The organism is Nocardia sp. NPDC005998 (assembly GCF_040614395.1).
Lineage (GTDB): Bacteria > Actinomycetota > Actinomycetes > Mycobacteriales > Mycobacteriaceae > Nocardia.
This window is the reverse complement of sequence record NZ_JBEXUI010000045.1, coordinates 1-18808: the sequence shown is the minus strand read 5'-3', so window position 1 is coordinate 18808 and position 18808 is coordinate 1. Positions and strand designations below refer to the sequence as shown.

The window sequence follows — 18808 nt, the reverse complement described above, 5'->3', positions numbered from 1 at the left end:
CAGACGACTGAGCAGGGAAAAGGCTACGCGACCGACGATGCCGCTTCGGCTCCGCGAGCAGTCCTCCCCCTGTAGGCGCACCCGACGTCGACGTCACATCGACGACGAAAGAGTGGGGTAACCGTAGGGCCGGCTCGAGTCTGCGCCCACATCCGCGAACCACCACCAAACGTACGCAACCTGCACCACGAGTTACCTCGAACGCGCGGTAGTGCCGATTATCGGACGTGGGTACCCTTGCGACACGCCGCGCCGACCAGATCGTCTCCGCCTGGCTCACTCTATGAGCACCGCATACGTCGGTTCGACCGCTTCGCACTCCACACTGTGGTCCCACGGGGTTGTAGAGTCCAGCTCGATTCAACCTCGCCATGCCGTCTCGGGACGAGATGGATACCCGGGTTCAGGAAGTTGAACGGACAAATTCGCTGAGGAGTTCGCCATGCCCTACACCGTGGACTTCACCACCGTATCGACCGTCGGCCTGGAATCGTCGTCGGTCGCGGATGCCCTCGCCGGCCTGCGGGCGAACGAGGCCCGATATTTCAGAAACAAGTACGGCCACGACTTCACAGTGGAACCTGCGGGAGATGCCGAATCGACCGTCGACTGGGTGAGCCGGATCCTCGAAGAGGAACGCGGCATCGTCATCTCGTCACGGCCCCTGGAAGCCACGGCGTTCGAGGTGGCGAATATTCGCTTCGCCTATGTCTTCTACGAGAACGGGCTCGCCATCAACGTCATGTATTCCGTCGACGGCAGCGACAAGCGGGCGGTCGGATTCAAACTCTCCGAAGGGATGGACGTCCCCAAGGAACTCGGCTCGTTCAAGTTCGCGAGGCAGAAGTCCAAGTTGGCCGGGACAATTCGCGGCTCCTACTTCGTCATCAAGAACGAATACTGACCGCCGAACCGGACGGCAACGACAAGAGAGCTTCGGTCTGCAAACTACTCTCATGAACGGCGCCAATGCGATCGGCAACCTTGGGAGGCGCGGCAATCACACAAGCAGGCGTAGGGAACGTGTTCTTCATCCAGTGACACCGACTCGAGCATGGCCGGCAAGCGAGTTATCGAACATATGTTCTATGTGTGAGGTAGGCTGCTGCGGGTGAACATACATTCGACCGCGCTGGCGCCGGATGCTCGAACACCAGGATGGCCGGAACTGGCCGATGTCGACTTGCTGCGCACCCTCGTCGAAACCGAACGCCGCCGGAGGCGACTGGATGCTGCCATGCGCGCGGCCGTCGCCGAAGCCGAGCGTCGTGGCCTCGCCGCAGACACCGGCTATCGGGACACCGTGGAGCTGTTGACCGACCTGCTGCGGATCAGCGCTGACGAAGCGCGCCGGCGAATCGAATACGCGGCTCCGCAGGTCCGCTCGCGTACCAGAAAGATGTGGAGGGTGCTGGCGGCCGCGAGCTGAGGCCGAGCCTGGGTGCTTCGAGCTCTGAAAGATCAACGAGCCGAGCTCATCTCGACCGAACGAACGAGGATCGAATTCGAGCATGGCTGTGATGTTCGAAGTTCATGCATGGATCACGTGGTAACGCAGATATGTGGCGTCGCGGCCTTCGAGCGAGCGGCCGAGTTCTAGTTCGATGCGGCCTTGTCCGGTCGGTTCGAACAGATTCCGGGCCGCGGCGCCGGTAGACGAACACACTCAACTGCGGAGTTCCGTGCGTTACCGAGGTGGCACGGAAGCCAGCTGGCTACACGCGATCCGGTCACCAGCATCTTCCCCAGCCCCCAGGTCGGTCCCAGGATCACCACGCCCACCGGCCCATCCGATACAAACCAGGATGCAAACCGTGGGGTTTCCGTGGGGTCGGGCCAAATAAAACAGGTTAGGCCCGGTTAAAAACCGAGCCTAACCTGGTGTTTCTGTGGAGCTAAGGGGACTCGAACCCCTGACCCCCACACTGCCAGTGTGGTGCGCTACCAGCTGCGCCATAGCCCCGAGTGGGTTGCTTTCAGGTTTCCCTGACTGCCTGAACGAAGTTACACCACTGGCATGTCGGCAACCAAATCGCCTTGATTCGGGGGTAGCGGAAGGGGTTGTTCGAACCTAGAATCGAACACATGTTCGATAGCAATGATCTCTCATCCGTGGACTTCGGGGCCATGAGTGACGAGGGGCTGATCGAGGCCCTTCGGGCGGCGCACGGGCGGGCGGCAATGGCGCAGGCCGCCGAGGTGTTCGCGGTGCGGGAGTTGTATCGGCGGCATCGGGCCGAGAGTGCGGAGCCGGGGCCCGGCGGGGTGCGGGCCGGGGAGTTCGCGGCCAGTGCGGCCGCCGTGGCTCTGCAGGTCGACGAGGGCACGGCGGGGGCGTTGATCGATATCGGTCTGGCACTGGAGGATTCATTGCCGCAGACGCGGGCGGCGTTTGCCGCGGGGCGGATCGATCTGGCGAAGGTGCGGGTGATCGTGGACAACACCCGGGCGGTGGCGAGGGAGGTGCTGGATATTCTCGAGCCGCGGCTGCTGGATGCGGCAGGGCGGAACAATTCGATGCGGCTGCGGCAGGCGGCGCGGCGGTGGGCGGCGCGGTTGGATCCGGGCGGGACGCAGCGACGGCGGGAGTTGCGCCAGGACGAGCGGGATGTGCGGCTGCGGGCAGTGCAGGACGGCATGGCAGTGTTCGACGGGTTGCTCCCTGCCCCGGGTGCGCAGACGGTTGCGATGCGGTTGCGGGAGATGGGTCTGCAGGTGTGCGCATCGGATCCGCGGAGCATGCCGCAGCGGCGGGCCGATGCCCTGGTCGCGCTGGCGGATGGGTCGGGGCGGCTGCGATGCCATTGTGGGCGCGGTGCGCGATGTCCGAAGTTCGGGGTGCCGATCGAGAAGCCGCGCAGGCCCTTGATCCAGATCGGGATTCCGGCGGACACCCTGCTCGGCATTCAGGAGGCACCGGCTTTTCTCGCCGGGTACGGGCCGATCGATGCGGCGCTGGCCCGGATTCTGGCCGAACACGCGCGCTTCCAAGTGATTCCGGAGCGCTCGGCCGCCGCCGACGACCCGCCCGCGGCCGAGGAGGCGGTGCAATGGCGGCCATCGCCGCGACTGGAACGTGAGGTGCGCGCGATGGACGGTATGTGCCGCTTTCCGGGTTGCGTCATGCCCGCCGCGGAATCCGAACTGGACCACAATCACCCCGACGGCCGGCGGCCCGACCGCAGCGGACGAACCATACGCACCAACTTGGCCGTGCTGTGTACCCGCCACCATCGCCTGAAGACGTTGGCGGACAACGAAAGACTCCCCTGGCGCACCTGGCGCGCCGACCTCGACCGCCTGCAATGGACCGCACCGACCGGAGATATCCACACCACGGTCCGCGAAGGCGCCCGCTACCTCTTCCCACGCACCGACACCGACGCCCCCGCCCCGTACACCGGCCATCACCGATCCGAGCCGAACGAAGCACCCGCGACAATCCCCGGCCGCCTCGCCGATCGCCCAACCGCCGAAGACATCGCCTACCCCCTCGACGGCTACATCGTCGTACACGGCCAACTACGCCGAATCCGCCCCGAAGACGAGATCCCCGACGACAAACCACAACCAGCCCGAGCCCCCAGCGACTGACACCCCCGGCCGGCCATCGCGGTCCAACGCAATCACCACCGCAGGGTCACCACCGGGTCCATCAGACAATCGCCCCCGAGTTCCGCCATCCGGGGCGCAGCTGGATCCTCCACAACCAGCCCCAACGCCTCGGCACCCACTACTCGAGCACTGAGCAACTGACACCACCCCCACCGCCATCGCGGTTCGACAGCGACAGCCACCGCGGCAGCGGCTCCGTCACCCAGTACACCGGCCTGCACCGATCCGAACGGAACGAAGCGCATCTCTGACGATCCCGGTCCGTCCCGCCGATCACCAGGTCCGCCGTAATCGCACCCCGCCCCGACTTCCGCCGCCTCGGTCGCGAATGAGATCCGCCACGACCACCCCCAACGCCCACCCACCCGCAACCCACCACCACCCAGCAGCCATCACCGACTCCACGCACCGGCCCAACTCCGCCAGTCTCACCCCGCAGATGCGACCGCCCCACCCCGTTGGACGAGCGATCACAATGCGCTGAGGCAGGTAAACGTCGAGAGCACCTTGCACCAGCGCATTCTCGGCTGACTATCGGACCGGGGTGCGGTTGTTTTCCTGGCGGCGATGGGGGCACCTTGCGACGACCGGACTAGTGGTGGCGTCCCTACTGGGTGCGAGTCGGATGGAGCTGCTACGTCGGCTGGATGCTCCTATCGACCAGCGCTCCCGCCGTGGCGGACGCCCGATGTGGCGGGCAGGCCAACGCACATCTGCGCTTGAACCCGGACGACATCCGATGGGTCATCGCCGCCGGGTTGTTGTGGGTCGCGTCCCTCGTCGGCATCGCTCTGGTGAGCCGCAAAGGCTGACGATCACCTTTGCCGGGCCGCACCAGCCCCTCCCATCACCGACCAGCCCCAACAAGCCCACTGGACGAGCGATCACCATGCGCTCACGTCGGTAAACGCCAAGAGCACCCCTGCACCAGCGCATTCTCGGCGACGGGGACATCCGTGTGGCTGCCCTGGTACGGCGTACGGCTGGTCAGGGTCGCCTAGGCGGTGGCGCAACCTCGCATCGTCGTTCGTGACAACGCACGCTCGATTGCACGTCAGAGCCATGTGCGGTCGTGCTCGCCCGGCCTTGTCGGGCATCCGGGCCCTAGAAGCCCCGCTACGAGCCCGATTCCTGTATCGCATCGACAGCGCTCTGCCGCTTCTGTCGGGCGGCGCCAAACCAATCTCCACACCGGATTACTCGATTTGATCGAACCCGTGAATCGGAGTGTGTTGGATTCACAATTACCCCGGCAGATGACTGCTGCACCATGTGTAACAGCGGGAGGCCATCCGAAGCCGCTGCCGAATCGGACATTCATCCCAGGAATCGGCGCGCAAACGCGATACAGGTCACTATTTCACAGTGATCCCGAACACATAACGTAACTATCACGACCAACCGCAGATATACATTTTTACCCATTCGAACTGCAGGAATATCAAAAACCCTAGCTCTGCGCTTCAGGCAATTCGGACGTTATCTCTACGTGATCTGCGGCGAATTCTTCGCTACCGTCGTCGACAGCCCTGATCAACGAGACGGGCTCGAACGCGAACCGCCGAACGCCGGTAACCCTGCCCCGCGGTTCCGAGGATCCCCGACATCGCTGGGGGCAGGGACACGGCGGTAAGTCCGCCGGGGCCGAGCGGGCGCAGCCAGGAAAACACATGACTCAGAACCGCAAGTTCACCCGCGCCCTCGGTATCGCCGCCGTCGCCGGTGCCATCTCCGCAGTTCCGTTCGGTCTGTCCACCGCCACCGCATCGGCCGCCGGCCACAACTGGGACGCCGTTGCCCAGTGCGAGAGCAGCGGCAACTGGGGTACCGACACCGGTAACGGCTTCTCCGGCGGCCTGCAGTTCACACAGAGCACCTGGTCCGCCAACGGCGGTTCGGGCAGCCCGAGCGGCGCCAGCCGTGACGAGCAGATCCGCGTCGCCGAAAATGTGCTCGCCACCCAGGGCCCGGGTGCGTGGCCCGTGTGCGGCGCCTACCTGTAAGCCCAGATCTCCCCAACGGGGTCCGTGCCAACGGCACGGACCCCGTTGTCGTCGGCCCGCACACCGGACTCCGCACCGCCGAAATCGATAGCACCGGAACTATTTCCAGCAATCATCCGGACACCGAGCAACTATTTCCAGCGATACCCGTTGACCACCCGCGGCACATCGGATTCGAACATCACTCCGTGATAGTGGAATTCGCGATTCCCGCGCGCGCTCGCACAGTCAACTACCAGTCCCGCTCACCGGTACCGCCCATTTCAGTTACGCAATCAATCGGTCTCATGGCCCGAAACACCTGCGGTAAGTGATCCATATCACTACCCTGTTTCCACCCGGCAACTCGTCCTGGCCCGCGGACGGTTCAGGTTCCTTACGAAATGCCGTGGCTAGAAAGGCATCTCGACCATGAGCTCGACCCGGACCGCTGAGCCGCCGACCCTACTGACGGGGCTGTGGCAGCGCAAGCTACCGCACTATCCCGATACTCCCGCCCGCTCCTGGTATCTGGCCCTGGTGGTCATCACATCAGTGGCGCTGTACTACCAGTTGTTCGTCACCGGAGCGGTGGGCAATGAGCTGATCGCCTACTTCCACCTATCCTTCCGGTACTTCGTCGGGATCTTCATCGCGGGTGCCGCATTCGGCGCGGCCGCCTCGGTGCTCGCCGGTCTGCTCGACCGCTGGGGACGAGCCAATATCGTCGCCTACGGCGTGGTGATCTGCTCCCTGCTCACCCTGTTTGCCGTGCCCGCGACCACCAGCAAGGAGGCCTATCTCGTCGTTTACTGCGTGGTGAGCATTGTCGAGGGCGCGGTACTGGTCGCCACACCGGCATTGATTCGTGACTTCTCCCCACAGCTGGGCCGGGCCTCGGCCATGGGCTTCTGGACCCTCGGACCGGTGCTCGGCGCCTTGATCACCACCGAGATCTCCACGCACACCCTCGATGCCCATCCCGATTGGCAGTACCACTATCGGCTCTGCGGTGTGATCAGCATGGTCATCGCGGTATTCGCGGTGATCGGATTGCGTGAACTGAGTCCGGCGCTGCGCGACCAGATCATGGTGTCCCTGCGCGACCGCGCGCTGATCGAAGCGCGGGCGCGCGGGCTGGACGTCAGCACGCTGGAACAAGGGCAATGGCGGCAGATGCTGCGCGTCAATATCGTCGGATCGGCGCTGGCGATCAGCCTGTTCCTCGCCTACTTCTACACGATCGTGTCATTCCTACCCGTTTATATGGCAACCATTTTCGGGTTCAGTTCGGCCAAGGCCAATGCCCTCGGAAATTGGTATTGGATCGCCAATGCGATCGCGCTCGTGCTGGCAGGCATCATTTCGGACTACCTCAAGGTGCGCAAGCCGTTCATGATCATCGGCGCGCTCATCAGCATTGTCGGATTGTTCGTATTCCTCGGCTACACGGAGAAGCCCGACACCGGGTACTACACGTTCGCATTGTGGCTCAGTGTCATCGCGGTCGGCGCGGGTATCGCCTACGCCACCTGGATGGCCAGCTTCACCGAGACCGTGGAGAACCGGAATCCGGCCGCAACCGCGGTGGGTCTCGCGGTCTGGGGCGGCACGCTGCGCGGCGTCGTCACCATTGTGCTGTTCGGCTTGCTGATCGTGATCAATACCGCTGGCACGCTGGTCAACTATGGTCCTCGCCTCGCCGAGATCCAGCACAAGTACGGTCCACAGCTCGCAACCATTCAGACGGTCGGCCCGGATACCCTCGCGGCACTGCAGAAGAACCCCAATGATCCGGCCGCACAGGTCGCGGCGCTCACCAAGCTGACCGGCGCGTCACCCGCCGATATCCAGACAACCATCGGCCTCAATACCCGCTATCCGCAGGAGCTGGCGACACTACAGGCGATCGACCCGGCCACCCTGGCGACGCTGTCCACCAATCCGGCCGATGCCACGGCCGGGCTCGCGGCGGTCGGCCAGGTCGCGAAGAAATTCGGCATCCCGGTGGACCAGGCCATCGCGCGCCTGCAGGCGACCCAGCAGCTCCCGGCCGCCGATCTCGCCGTCGCGGCCAAGGTGGGCCCCAAGCTCACGCAGGCGACGGCGCAGTTGCAGTCGGTCGGCACCATCCCCGTCGATGACCAGGCCTATCTGGCCGCCCACGCCACCGAGGTGCAGCAGGCGGCCAAGGATTCGCCCGGACAGTGGAAGCGCTGGTGGTGGATCTGCCTGATCGCGCAGGTCGTATTCCTGCCGTTCGTATTCCTGATGTCCGGACATTGGAGCTCGAAGCAGGCCGCCGCGGAGGCGAAGGCGCACGACGAGCGCGTCGAGCGCGAACTCGCCGCGATCAAGGAAGAACCGGAACCGGAACCAGCCGAATAGCACGTCGTGCCGGGCGCTGCGACAGCATCGCCCGGCACGAACCGGTCACTTGGTGAGGTCGACCACCCACTCGTGGTTGTTCACGTCGACCTTGTCCTTGCCTTCGAAGACAGCGGGCGTCGCGACCTCGCCATTCGCATCGGTCAGCGCGGCACGCGCCATCTGGGCGTGGATCTTCGCCGCGTCGAGCTTCGCGCCGGTGCTGATGCACTGCACCGCCTCCAGCGACGCGCCCGCCTCCTTCGCGACATTCGTCAGATCTTCATTGCTGAGATCCGCGCCGCCTTCCTTCGGCTGCTTCGAGGTGAACAGCAGGGCGTGGAACTTCGAGTACACCGGACCGGAGCCGGTCTCCGCGACACATTCGTTCGCCGCCACCGCGCGGGTCGAGTAGTCCTTGCTCTTGGACTTGGGATCGAGGAATGTCACCAGGTGATAGCGCACGGCGAGCTTGCCCTCGTCCATCTTCTGCGCGATCTCCTGACCGTAGAGCCGCTCCAGCGCACCGCAGGATGGACACAGCGGATCCTCGTACACATCGATGGTCTTCGACGCATCCCCGCGACCGAGCAGAATCGCACCGCTCTTCTGGTCCAACACCGCGGTCACCGCCGCATCGTGCACCGCCCCATACCCGTCATTACGAATCGAGGCATCATCACGCCCCCACCGAAGAGCAAGAATCACGATCAACACAATCACCACAAGCGCCACGCCCCCCAGCGCATACGTGGTCACATTGGACACCGGCCGCGGCGTGTACTTCGAACCCGATTCGCTCACCCCCCACACTCTGCCCCACCCCACCCCACCTCCACTCCCGAGGGGGCCTGGACCATGATCACCATGCACTGGTGCAGGTAAACGTCGAGAGCAGTCCTGCACCAGCGCATGGTGAACAAACGTCCAACTGCTTTGTGGGGTTAGGGGTGGGGGGTGTTGTTGGGGGGTTTGTCGAGTAGGAGGTGGTCGGCTCCGTCGGGGCCGCAGATGTGGTCGGGTGGGCAGTCCGGTGGGGTTTCGGTATCCGTGGCTCGGCGGTATAGGGGGTCTGGGACGAGGGACCAGACTGCGGCGGCTACGGCGAGGAGGGCACCGGTGAGGGTGAGTGCGAGGCCGTAGGAAAAGTGTTGGGCCACCGCGCCTACCACGACCGGGCCGATGACCGTGCCGAGATCAGCGGCCATCTGGAACCCGGCGAGCACCGGGCCGCCGCGAGCCTTCGGTCCAATGACATCCGCGACGGCCGCCTGCTGGGCGGGGGTGAACATGCCCGATCCGAGTCCGGCCACGAATGAGGTCGCCAACAGCCAGGGCAGGTCAGCCGCAATACCGAGTCCTGCAGTGCCGATCGCGCAGATCAGGGATCCGGCGATCAGGAACGGCTTGCGGCCGAATCGGTCGGAGAGCCTGCCGGAGGCGAACAGCACCGCGACATTGCCCGCGGCGAACACCGTCAGTGTCACACCGGCCATACCCGGTTTCTGATGCAGTACTTCGACAACGAGCAGCGGCACCAACGCCATTCGCACGCCGAATACGGCAGCGCCATTGGCGAAATTCGACAGCAGTACCGCGCGGTACTCCGACCGGGACAGCCCCTCGCGGAACGACATCAACCGCAGCCCGTCAACGGGTTCGGGGGCGGCCAAAGTCGAATGCCGCAGGTTCACATAGACCACGGCGGTGGCGAGCAGCAGCGCGCCCGCGTAGATCAGGAACGGCGCCCGCAGCCCGAGCCCGGCGAGCGCACCGCCGACCAGCGGCCCGCTCACCGATCCGATCAGAAAGCTCGTCGACCACAGCCCGGACACCCGGCCGCGCTGTCCGAGCGGTGACATCCGGATGACCAGCGCCAGCGACGATACGGTGAACATGGTCGACCCGATACCGCCCACCGATCGCAGCACCAGCAGCTGCCAGTAACTCTGCGCGAACGCACTCGCCCCGGTCGACACCGCGACGATCAGCAGTCCGCCCAGATAGACTGATCGCTCCCCCAGCCGCTGCACCAATCGACCGCTGACCGGCGCGAACAGCAGCCGCATCAGGGCGAAGGCACTGACGATCGCCGACGCAGCGGCGACACCGACCCCGAACCCACGTGCGAACTGCGGCAGCACCGGCGCCACCAGACCGAATCCGACGGCGATAACAAACGATGCGCCGATCAACACCCAGATCTCGACCGGCAAGGCCCTGGACGCCGCCCCGCTCGATCCAGCAGCAGCCGCACCCGGCCCCCCGACCGAACCCGACGCCACCGTCGGTCCCAACCCCCTCGCCGAACCCCCTGTCTCCGCCGACGCACGTGCCCTCGCCGAGCCCCCGGGCACCACCGAACCAGGCGCACCCGCCGCCCCCGACGAACCGCGCGCACCCACCAAATCCGCCGAACCTGGCGCCCCAGCCGTTTCTACCGAACCCCATGCCCCAGCCGAACCCCCCGGCACCACCGAACCGGGCACACCCACCACCCCCGACGAACCGAGCGAACCCACCAAATCCGCCGAACCCGGCGCCCCAGCCGTTTCTACCGAACCCCGTACCCCAGCCGAACCCCCCGGCACCACCGAACCAGGCACACCCACCACCCCCGACGAACCGAGCGAACCCACCAAATCCGCCGAACCCGGCGCCCCAGCCGTCTCCGCCGAACCCCGTACCCTCGCCGAACCCCCCGGCACCACCGAACCAGGCACACCCACCACCCCCGACGAACCGAGCGAACCCACCAAATCCGCCGAACCCGGCGCCCCAGCCGACCCCGTAACCGATCTATCACTCACCGGACAGCGCCTGCCCCACCACTTCCTCCGCGGCCGCCTGCACCTGTGCCAAATGCTCGGGCCCTTGGAACGACTCCGCGTAGATCTTGTACTTGTCCTCGGTCCCCGACGGCCGCGCCGCGAACCACGCATTCTCCGTGGTGACCTTCAATCCGCCCAGCGGCGCGCCATTGCCGCGCGCCCGGGTGAGCACCGCCGTGATCGGCTCACCGGCGATCTCCTTTGTGGTGATCATGTCCGGTGTCAACTTCGCGAGCAACGCTTTCTGTTCCGGGGTCGCGGCGGCATCGATCCGCGCATAGGCGGGACTGCCGTAGCGCTTCTCGAGTTCGACGTAGCGTGCCGACGGACTCTGACCGGTGACGGCGGCCACCTCGGTCGCCAGCAGGGCGAGCAGGATGCCGTCCTTATCGGTGGTCCACACGGTGCCGTCCATCCGCAGGAACGATGCGCCCGCACTCTCCTCACCGCCGAAAGCCAGACTGCCGCTGAACAATCCGGGTACGAAGAATTTGAAGCCGACCGGCACCTCGTACACATCACGCCCGAGCACGCTGACCACCCGGTCGATCATCGACGAACTCACCGCCGTCTTGCCGATCTTGGTCAGCGCGTCCCAGCCCATCCGGTTCGCGACGAGATATTCGATCGCGACCGCGAGGAAATGGTTCGGATTCATCAGACCACCGTCGGGGGTGACAATGCCGTGCCGGTCCGCGTCGGCGTCATTGCCGGTGGAGATGTCGTAGTCGTCCTTGATGGCGATCAGCGAGGCCATCGCATAGCGCGAGGACGGATCCATCCGGATCTTGCCGTCGGAATCCAGGGTCATGAACCGCCAGGTCGGATCGACGAACGGGTTGACGACCTCGAGCTCGAGGTCGTAGCGCTGCCCGATCTCCTCCCAGTAGTCGACACTGGCCCCGCCCATCGGATCCGCGCCGAGCCGGATCCCGGCACCGCGAATGGCGTCCAGGTTCAACACATTCGGCAGATCGGCGATGTAGTGGTCGAGGTAGTCGTAGCGCTCGACGCCGTTTTCCAGCGCATGCCGCAGCGTGGTCCGCCGCACACCGGCCAGTCCGCCGCGCAACAGTTCGTTGGCGCGGGTGGCGATGGCGTCGGTGGCCCTGGTGTCGGCCGGACCGCCGTGCGGCGGATTGTATTTGAAGCCGCCGTCGCGCGGCGGATTGTGTGAGGGCGTGACGACGATGCCATCGGCCTGGTGTTTGGCGCCGCCGCGATTGTGGCGCAACACCGCATGGCTCAGGGCGGGTGTCGGGGTGTAGCGGTCGCGGGCATCGATCATCGCGGTCACATCGTTGGCGGCGAGTACCTCGAGCGCGGTGGTCCACGCGGGCTCGGAGAGTGCGTGGGTGTCGCGGGCCAGATAGACCGGACCGGTAATGCCGCGCATGGCACGGTATTCCACGATCGACTGGGTGATCGCCAGAATGTGCGCCTCGTTGAACGCGCAGTCCAGACTCGAACCCCGATGCCCCGAAGTACCGAAGGCCACCTGCTGTGCGGGATCGGCCGGATCCGGGATGCGGCTGTAGTAGGCCGTCACCAGACGCGCGATGTCCTCCAGGTCGGAGGGACGCGCGTGTCGCCCGGCTCGATCATGGGCCATGCTCGGGTCTCCCTTCCGTGTCGGCTGCGCCCGGCTCGTCATCAAAATCATGGCCACAACCACCGGGTCGTGGCCGCGGCGGCGTACACCGCGGTCAGGCTGGTGACGACGCTGAGCACCACATTGCCCAACGCATACGCGTCGGCGCCCTCGACGGTGAGGCGGATCGTCTCGTAGCCGAAGGTGCTGAATGTGGTAAGCGCACCACAGAAGCCTGTTCCCGCGGTGGCCAACAGCCAGCTGTTCGCACTGGCGCCGATCAGTCCACCGAGCAACGCCGAACCGACAATGTTAACGGTCAATGTGCCCAGCGGCAGCAGAGATTCGAATCGCGCGGCAACCGCACGGTCGATCAGGTACCTGGCGGGTGCGCCGACCATGCCACCCACGACGACGAGCAGGACGATCATCGGGCGACCCCCAGTGTCGGATGCCAGATCTCGACGTCGGACAGCACGACGTTCACCCCGGCGAGCACCTCGGAATTCTGCTGCACGAAGGTCCGCAGCCGCTGCACCTCGTCGACGACCATTACCAGGACGGGTAGGTGTTCGGCCAGATCCAGGATCCGGCTGGTGTGGATGCGCGAGGAGGCGCCGTAGCCCTCTACTCCGCGCCACACGCTGGCTCCGGCCAGTCCGGCGTCGCGGGCACGTCGCACGATCTCGTGATGCAGGGGGCCGTGCCGCCACTTGTCGTCCTCGTCGAGCAGGATCGTCAGTCGCGCCGCAGACTGCCACTGTCCCGCGGCCGGACCAGTGCCCGCCGGTGAATCACTCATCGCCTGACCCCCTTCCGTCGTGCTCTCCACTGTTCAACTCGTTCGTCGTGCCGTACCAGCCGCCCACCGTGCCACAGTCATGCCGAGCACGACCGCCCCCAATGCCGCCACCATCGTCCCCCCGAGATAGCCGAGCGCCTCGACCGTGGCACCCGATTGGAGCAGTCTACGAACCTCGACGCTGTAGGTGGAAAAAGTGGTGAAGCCGCCGAGGAATCCGATACCGAGCAAGGGGCGCAGCAGTCTGTGGGCTACCCACACTTCGGTGTTCAGAACCATCAGAATTACGATCGCAAAGCATCCCACGACGTTGATCGTGAACGTCGACCAGGGGACCTGATGCGGTTGCCCCGGCCACCACACGCCGATGGCATAGCGCAGCAGCGCACCGAGACCACCGCCGAGGGAGATCACCGCGAGCACCACCGGCGCAATGCTAACGGTCACCGGATGATCCGCATATCCGGGACGGCGGCGCACGCCATGAACAGCGCCGTTCGTTGACATGGCACCCCGGAGCACGTACGAATGCCTGGAAGGTTTGGCCGAAGTTCCCACCTACCCCTACGGAGACAGGTCGGGAGCGATGATGGCGGCACGACGGGCAGTACCCAACGCACTTCGGAATACGGTGGCAGGCCGCCGAACCGGGTGCCAGCAACTGTTCGGCAGATCGATTCGTCGGACATGGCGACCGTCGGTCCGGCGACTCGGTGTCGCGATCTTGGCGACCGCGCTGACCGGACTCGGTTACGCACCGCCCGCCATGGCGCAGCCGACCTATCCCATTCCGGATCCGGACGGTTTCTATTGGGCGCCACCGGATGTGGGCAACTTCCAGCCCGGCGATGTGATCCGCAGCAGGCCGGTGGCCGCGACGGGCTTCCCCGGCGCGACGGCGTGGCAGTTGCTCTACCGGTCGACCAATTCGGCGGGCAATCCCATTGCAGCCGTCACCACGGTGCTGCTACCGGTGGGCGGCGGACTCGATCGGCCGCTGGTGTCGTATCAACCGGCCATCAATTCGCTCGGCCTGCAATGCGCGCCCTCGCACAGCCTTTTCGACGGCGGTATGCAGGAGGCGCCCTTGCTCAATGTGCTGCTGGCCCGCGGCTGGGCGGTGGCCGTTCCGGATCATCTCGGCCCGACCAGCGCCTACGGCACGGGCCGCCTCGGCGGCATGCTGACACTCGACGGCATCCGGGCGGTAAAACGTTTCCCACCAGCCGATCTCGCGGGCAGTCCGGTCGGCATGACCGGATACTCCGGCGGCGGCACGGCGACCGGATTCGCGGCGGCGCTCGCCCCGGAGTATGCGCCGGAACTGCCGATCGTCGGGGTGGCGCAGGGTGGCGTGCCGGTGAATATCGGCAAACTCGCCCGCGAGGTCGGCCAGGCACCGAATCGATTGTTCGGCCTCGGTTTCGCCGCCGGGATGGGGCTGGAGCGCGAATACCCGACCCAGCTGGCGATGGAACGGTTCCTCAATCCGACGGGATGGGCACTGCGTGATCAGGTCGCCAACGCCTGCACCAGCGAGATCATCGCGGCGGGCGCGAATATGGATTTCGACGATGTCTTCAATGGCTCGCCGTTCGACGCGGACGCGAGCGCGATCGGGGTCATGGACGACAACAGTCTGGAGACCTTTTCCGGCGTACCGCGCGCGCCGATATACGAATGGCACGGCACCAACGACGAGGTCGATCCCTGGCTGGCCCGCGACGTGATGGGCCGCTATTGCGCGGCGGGCACCCCGGTGCTGCTCGACCTGATCCCGGGCGCCGACCACAACTCGGCGATCTTCATCGGCGCGCCACGGGCATTCGCCTATCTGTCCGATCGTTTCGCGGGACTTCCGGCCCCGAGCAACTGCTGATACCGGATTACCGGTGCACCGAAAACACAACGCCCGCGTCATCATTGACGCGGGCGCCGTGCTGTTCGGGCGGAACAGTTCAGTGCACGATGACCGGCTCACCCTCGGATGGCGCTGGCACCGTATTCGGCATCAGTAATCCGGTGATGACCGCACCGGCCACGAATATCGCGGTGGCCCACCAGAAACTGGTCGTGTAGCTCTCGATCTGCGCCTGTGCCATCGCCAGCGGACCGGGCTGGTGCGTGGACAGGTAATCCGTCGCGGCAGAAGCAGCGATGGTGCTCAGCAGCGCCGTGCCGATCGAACCGCCGACCTGCTGGCTGGTGTTGATCATCGCCGAGGCCACACCCGCGTCCTCGTGGTGCACACCGGCCGTCGCGCCCTGGAATGCGGTCGACATCGCGCCACCGAGGCCAAGACCCATCAGGATCAGCGCGGGCAGGATATTCCCGACATAGCTGCTGTCCAGGCCGATCTGGGTCAGCCATGCCATACCGAGTGCGGCCACCAGGAAGCCACCGGCGACCACCATCTTCGGACCGACCTTGGGCATCAGCAGCGATGGCACCGTAGTCGAGGAGGCAACCATGCCCGCCACCATCGGTAGGAAGGCCAGACCGGTCTTGATCGGCGAGTAGCCCATGCTCAGCTGCATGTAGAAGGTCAGGAACAGGAAGATCGCGAACATCCCGATGCCCATGACGAATACCGTCAGGAACGAACCGCCGCGAGTGCGATCCAAGACGATGCGCAGCGGCAGCAGCGGATGCGCCACCCGGGTCTCGATCGCCACGAACACCGCGAGCAGCGCCGCGCCACCGATGAGGAAGCCGAGGGTGACCGGATTGGTCCAGCTGGTCGATTCGGCGTGCGAGAAACCGTAGACGATGCCGAACAGCGCGGCGGTCACCACGACGGTGCCGGGGATGTCGAGCTTGGGCCGCTCGGTCACCACATGCCGTGCCAGCAGCAGCACCGCACCGACCAGCGCAACCGCGGCGAAGCCGAGGTTGACGAACATCACCCAGCGCCACGACGCCCATTCGGTGAGCATGCCGCCGAGCAGCAGGCCGATCGCGCCACCGGCACCGGCGACCGCACCGAAGATGCCGAAGGCCTTGGCCCGCTCGGAGGGTTCGGTGAAGGTGACCGTCAGCAGCGACAACGCGGCCGGTGCCAACAATGCGCCGAAGACGCCCTGCCCGACTCGGGCTGCGACCAGCATCTCGAAGCTGGTCGCGGCGCCGCCGACCGCAGAGGCGACGGCGAATCCGACCAGGCCGATAATGAAGGTGTTGCGCCGGCCGAACAGGTCACTGAGTCGGCCACCGAGCAGCAATAGGCTGCCGAAGGCAAGGGCGTAACCGGTGACGACCCACTGCCGGTCGCCATCGCTGAAACCGAGGTCCAGTTGCGCTGCGGGCAGCGCGATATTCACGACGGTCGCGTCGAGCACCACCATGAGCTGAGCCACGCCGAGTACGGCGAGCACCCACCAGCGCAGGGCATGCGAGCCGCGGCGGCCCGAGTCAGATTTCTCGGGGGCGGGTGCCCCACGGTCCAACGTGGTAGTCATGTGTCCCCTTTGTCTCGAGTCCCAATGCGGAGGCACCTCCTCCGCTTACCGGTCTAAGCTAACACAATAACGGAGACAACACCTCCGCTTAATCCCGCTTATTGCTAGGATGTTCCTGTGAATCACGCCACTACCGTGCCTCCACCTCGGCGTCTACGTGCCGACGCCGCCCGCAATCAGCAGCGGATCGTCGAGGCAGCCCGCCAGCTCTTCGCCGATCACGGACTCGAGATCACCCTCGACGACGTGGCCGAACGCGCCGGAGTCGGCGTCGGCACCGTCTACCGACGCTTCGCCAACAAGAAGGAATTGATCGCCGAGGTCTTCGAACAGAACGTCGGCGAGTTCGCCGTCGCCGCCGAGGCCGCCGCGCAGCATCCGGACCCCTGGCTGGGCCTGGTCCAGTTCTTCGAGTACGCCTGCACCCACCTGGCTACCAATCGCGGCTTCAGCGAGGTGATGCTCGAACTCGAAGAGGATATGGACCGCTTCGCCCAGTTGCGCGACCGGATCAAGCCGACCATCGCCGCGGTCATCGATCGCGCCCGCGACGCGGGCGCACTGCAGCCCGATATCGAGCCCTCGGACTTCTTCGCGCTGATCCACATGGTTGACGCGCTCGCCGAGTTCTCCAAACGGGTGAACCCGAATACCTGGCAGCGCTACATGGCCATCGCACTGAACGGCGTACGCAGCGATACCGCGCCGCGCCGACCGCTTCCGGTACCTCCATTGACGGACGAGGAAGTCGAACAGGCCAAGTCGTTCGCCTGCGCAGGCAGAAAGCGCTAGCGCAAAAAATCGGACACACCTAGCGCATATATGGCCGGTCCCTTAAAGTTGGACGTATGACCAACTCGTGGGGGAACTGGGCCGGGGATCAACAGTGCGCTCCGGCTTCCATTGCCACCCCTCGCAATACCGAAGAACTGGCCGCGATCATCGGCCGCGCCGCCACCACCGGACAGACGGTACGAGTCGCCGGAGCGGGCCATTCCTTCACCGATGCGGTGCTAACCGACGGCATCCTGGTGAATCTTTCGAAGATGAACCGCATCCTCACCGTGGACCGGGAGACCGGCCGCGTCCGAGTCGAGGCGGGCATCACCCTCAATGCCGCGAGCACCGCACTGCATCCGCTCGGTCTGGCCTTCCCCAATCTGGGCGATATCGATGTGCAGACCGTCGCGGGTGCCACCGCCACCGGCACCCATGGCACCGGCGCAACCCTGCAAAACCTCTCGGCCGCACTGCAATCCATCGAGTTGGTACTCGCCGACGGCAGCCGGGTCGAAGTGAACGAGCAGACCGATCCGGACGGCTGGCGGGCTGCGCGGGTCAGCGTCGGCGCGCTCGGCGTGGTCAGTGCGGTCACCTTGCAGTTGGTGCCCTCGTTCGTGCTCGAAGGGATCGAGCGGCCGGTGCCGGTCGAGCAGGTCCTCGCGGATCTGGACGACTATGTCGACGGCAACCAGCATTTCGAGTTCTACATGTTCGGACACAGTCCGCTGGCGATGACCAAGCGCAACAACCCCGTTGACCTGCCGGAGCAGCCACGCGGCAAGGCCGCCGACTGGTTCGCCGACATTTTGATGTCCAACTACGCCTTCGACGCGCTGTGTCGGCTGGGCAAGCGGCAGCCGCGGCTGGTGCCGTGGATCCATCGCGGTGCGGCATACGCGGGCAGCTACCGTCGCCAGGTCGACCGCTCCTATCGAGTCTTCGCCTCGCCCCGGCTGATTCGCTTCACCGAAATGGAGTACGCGATCCCGCGCGAGCATTCCGCCGCCGCCATCCGCGAGATCAAGGAACTATCGACGAGGTTCGATACGCCCATGCCGATCGAGGTGCGCTGGGTCGCCCCCGATGACGCATTCCTGTCCCCGGCCGGTGGCCGCGACACCTGCTACATCGCCGTGCACCAATATCGCGGAATGGAATTCGAACCGTATTTCCGCGCCTGCGAATCGGTTTTCGACAAGTACAACGGTCGCCCGCACTGGGGTAAGCGCCACTTCCAGACCGCCGAGACGCTGCGACCGCGGTACCCGGACTGGGACCGCTTCGTGCGCCTCGCCCGGCACCTCTTTCGCGGTGCCCACATCGGTATCGGCGATCTGCTGGCCGTCGGGGCCGGTGTAGAAGAACCCGGTCAGCACGCG

General features: G+C 65.5%; 15 protein-coding genes, 1 tRNA gene and 1 pseudogene. 9 read left to right on the top strand and 8 right to left on the bottom strand.

From position 1 onward, the window contains the following. Positions 1 to 442 precede the first annotated feature (442 nt). A complete protein-coding gene (locus ABZ293_RS36340; RefSeq protein WP_355188272.1) occupies positions 443 to 904 on the top strand; it encodes a phage tail protein in 462 nt (153 codons plus the stop codon). Between the two features lie 207 nt (positions 905 to 1111). Next, complete coding sequence (locus tag ABZ293_RS36335; RefSeq protein ID WP_245567547.1) at positions 1112 to 1429, top strand: DUF222 domain-containing protein; 318 nt, start codon at positions 1112 to 1114, stop codon at positions 1427 to 1429. 461 nt (positions 1430 to 1890) lie between these two features. Here the strand turns inward: ABZ293_RS36335 and ABZ293_RS36330 are convergent. After that, positions 1891 to 1963, bottom strand: a tRNA-Ala gene (locus ABZ293_RS36330). 122 nt (positions 1964 to 2085) lie between these two features. Between ABZ293_RS36330 and ABZ293_RS36325 the strand changes: the two genes are divergently transcribed. The 4 genes from ABZ293_RS36325 to ABZ293_RS36310 all read left to right on the top strand — a co-directional run bounded on the left by ABZ293_RS36325 (position 2086) and on the right by ABZ293_RS36310 (position 7985). Continuing rightward, positions 2086 to 3594, top strand: a complete 1509-nt coding sequence (locus ABZ293_RS36325) for a DUF222 domain-containing protein (RefSeq protein ID WP_355188270.1) — start codon at positions 2086 to 2088, stop codon at positions 3592 to 3594. A gap of 668 nt (positions 3595 to 4262) precedes the next feature. Next, positions 4263 to 4427 (top strand): hypothetical protein, encoded by a 165-nt coding sequence (locus tag ABZ293_RS36320; RefSeq protein WP_355188268.1) that lies wholly within the window; start codon positions 4263 to 4265, stop codon positions 4425 to 4427. Positions 4428 to 5285: 858 nt separating this feature from the next. Further along, positions 5286 to 5618 carry a transglycosylase family protein gene (locus ABZ293_RS36315; RefSeq protein ID WP_355188266.1) on the top strand — a complete coding sequence of 111 codons (333 nt, stop codon included), beginning with the start codon at positions 5286 to 5288 and terminating at the stop codon, positions 5616 to 5618. A 411-nt stretch (positions 5619 to 6029) separates the two neighbouring features. Next, positions 6030 to 7985 carry an MFS transporter gene (locus ABZ293_RS36310; RefSeq protein WP_355188264.1) on the top strand — a complete coding sequence of 652 codons (1956 nt, stop codon included), beginning with the start codon at positions 6030 to 6032 and terminating at the stop codon, positions 7983 to 7985. A gap of 45 nt (positions 7986 to 8030) precedes the next feature. Here the strand turns inward: ABZ293_RS36310 and ABZ293_RS36305 are convergent, their stop codons facing one another. The 6 genes from ABZ293_RS36305 to crcB form a co-directional block, all read right to left on the bottom strand. Next, positions 8031 to 8768: a thioredoxin domain-containing protein gene (locus ABZ293_RS36305; protein WP_355188262.1), complete on the bottom strand. Its 738-nt coding sequence runs from the start codon at positions 8766 to 8768 to the stop codon at positions 8031 to 8033. A gap of 140 nt (positions 8769 to 8908) precedes the next feature. Continuing rightward, the gene (locus ABZ293_RS36300; protein WP_355188260.1) at positions 8909 to 10180 is read right to left on the bottom strand and encodes an MFS transporter; all 1272 of its coding nucleotides are present in this window, start codon (positions 10178 to 10180) and stop codon (positions 8909 to 8911) included. A gap of 586 nt (positions 10181 to 10766) precedes the next feature. Continuing rightward, positions 10767 to 12407 (bottom strand): phosphoglucomutase (alpha-D-glucose-1,6-bisphosphate-dependent), encoded by a 1641-nt coding sequence (gene pgm, locus ABZ293_RS36295; RefSeq protein WP_355188258.1) that lies wholly within the window; start codon positions 12405 to 12407, stop codon positions 10767 to 10769. Between the two features lie 47 nt (positions 12408 to 12454). Next, the gene (locus tag ABZ293_RS36290; RefSeq protein ID WP_355188256.1) at positions 12455 to 12817 is read right to left on the bottom strand and encodes a CrcB family protein; all 363 of its coding nucleotides are present in this window, start codon (positions 12815 to 12817) and stop codon (positions 12455 to 12457) included. After that, entirely contained in the window at positions 12814 to 13188 is a 375-nt protein-coding gene (locus ABZ293_RS36285; RefSeq protein ID WP_355188254.1) for a DUF190 domain-containing protein, read from the bottom strand. Before ABZ293_RS36285 ends, ABZ293_RS36290 begins: the two co-directional genes overlap by 4 nt. A 33-nt stretch (positions 13189 to 13221) precedes the next feature. Next, complete coding sequence (gene crcB, locus ABZ293_RS36280; protein ID WP_355188252.1) at positions 13222 to 13635, bottom strand: fluoride efflux transporter CrcB; 414 nt, start codon at positions 13633 to 13635, stop codon at positions 13222 to 13224. A 319-nt stretch (positions 13636 to 13954) separates the two neighbouring features. Here crcB and ABZ293_RS36275 point away from each other — a divergent pair, with 319 nt between their 5' ends. Further along, on the top strand, positions 13955 to 15067 hold the full coding sequence (locus ABZ293_RS36275; protein WP_355188361.1) for a lipase family protein: 1113 nt from the start codon (positions 13955 to 13957) through the stop codon (positions 15065 to 15067). A gap of 79 nt (positions 15068 to 15146) precedes the next feature. Here the strand turns inward: ABZ293_RS36275 and ABZ293_RS36270 are convergent, their stop codons facing one another. Then, a complete protein-coding gene (locus ABZ293_RS36270) occupies positions 15147 to 16646 on the bottom strand; it encodes an MFS transporter (RefSeq protein WP_355188250.1) in 1500 nt (499 codons plus the stop codon). A 117-nt stretch (positions 16647 to 16763) separates the two neighbouring features. Between ABZ293_RS36270 and ABZ293_RS36265 the strand changes: the two genes are divergently transcribed. Continuing rightward, on the top strand, positions 16764 to 17438 hold the full coding sequence (locus ABZ293_RS36265) for a TetR/AcrR family transcriptional regulator (protein WP_355188248.1): 675 nt from the start codon (positions 16764 to 16766) through the stop codon (positions 17436 to 17438). A 56-nt stretch (positions 17439 to 17494) separates the two neighbouring features. Next, a pseudogene (locus tag ABZ293_RS36260) lies at positions 17495 to 18670 on the top strand (D-arabinono-1,4-lactone oxidase); the annotation flags it as partial. Positions 18671 to 18808: the final 138 nt, after the last annotated feature.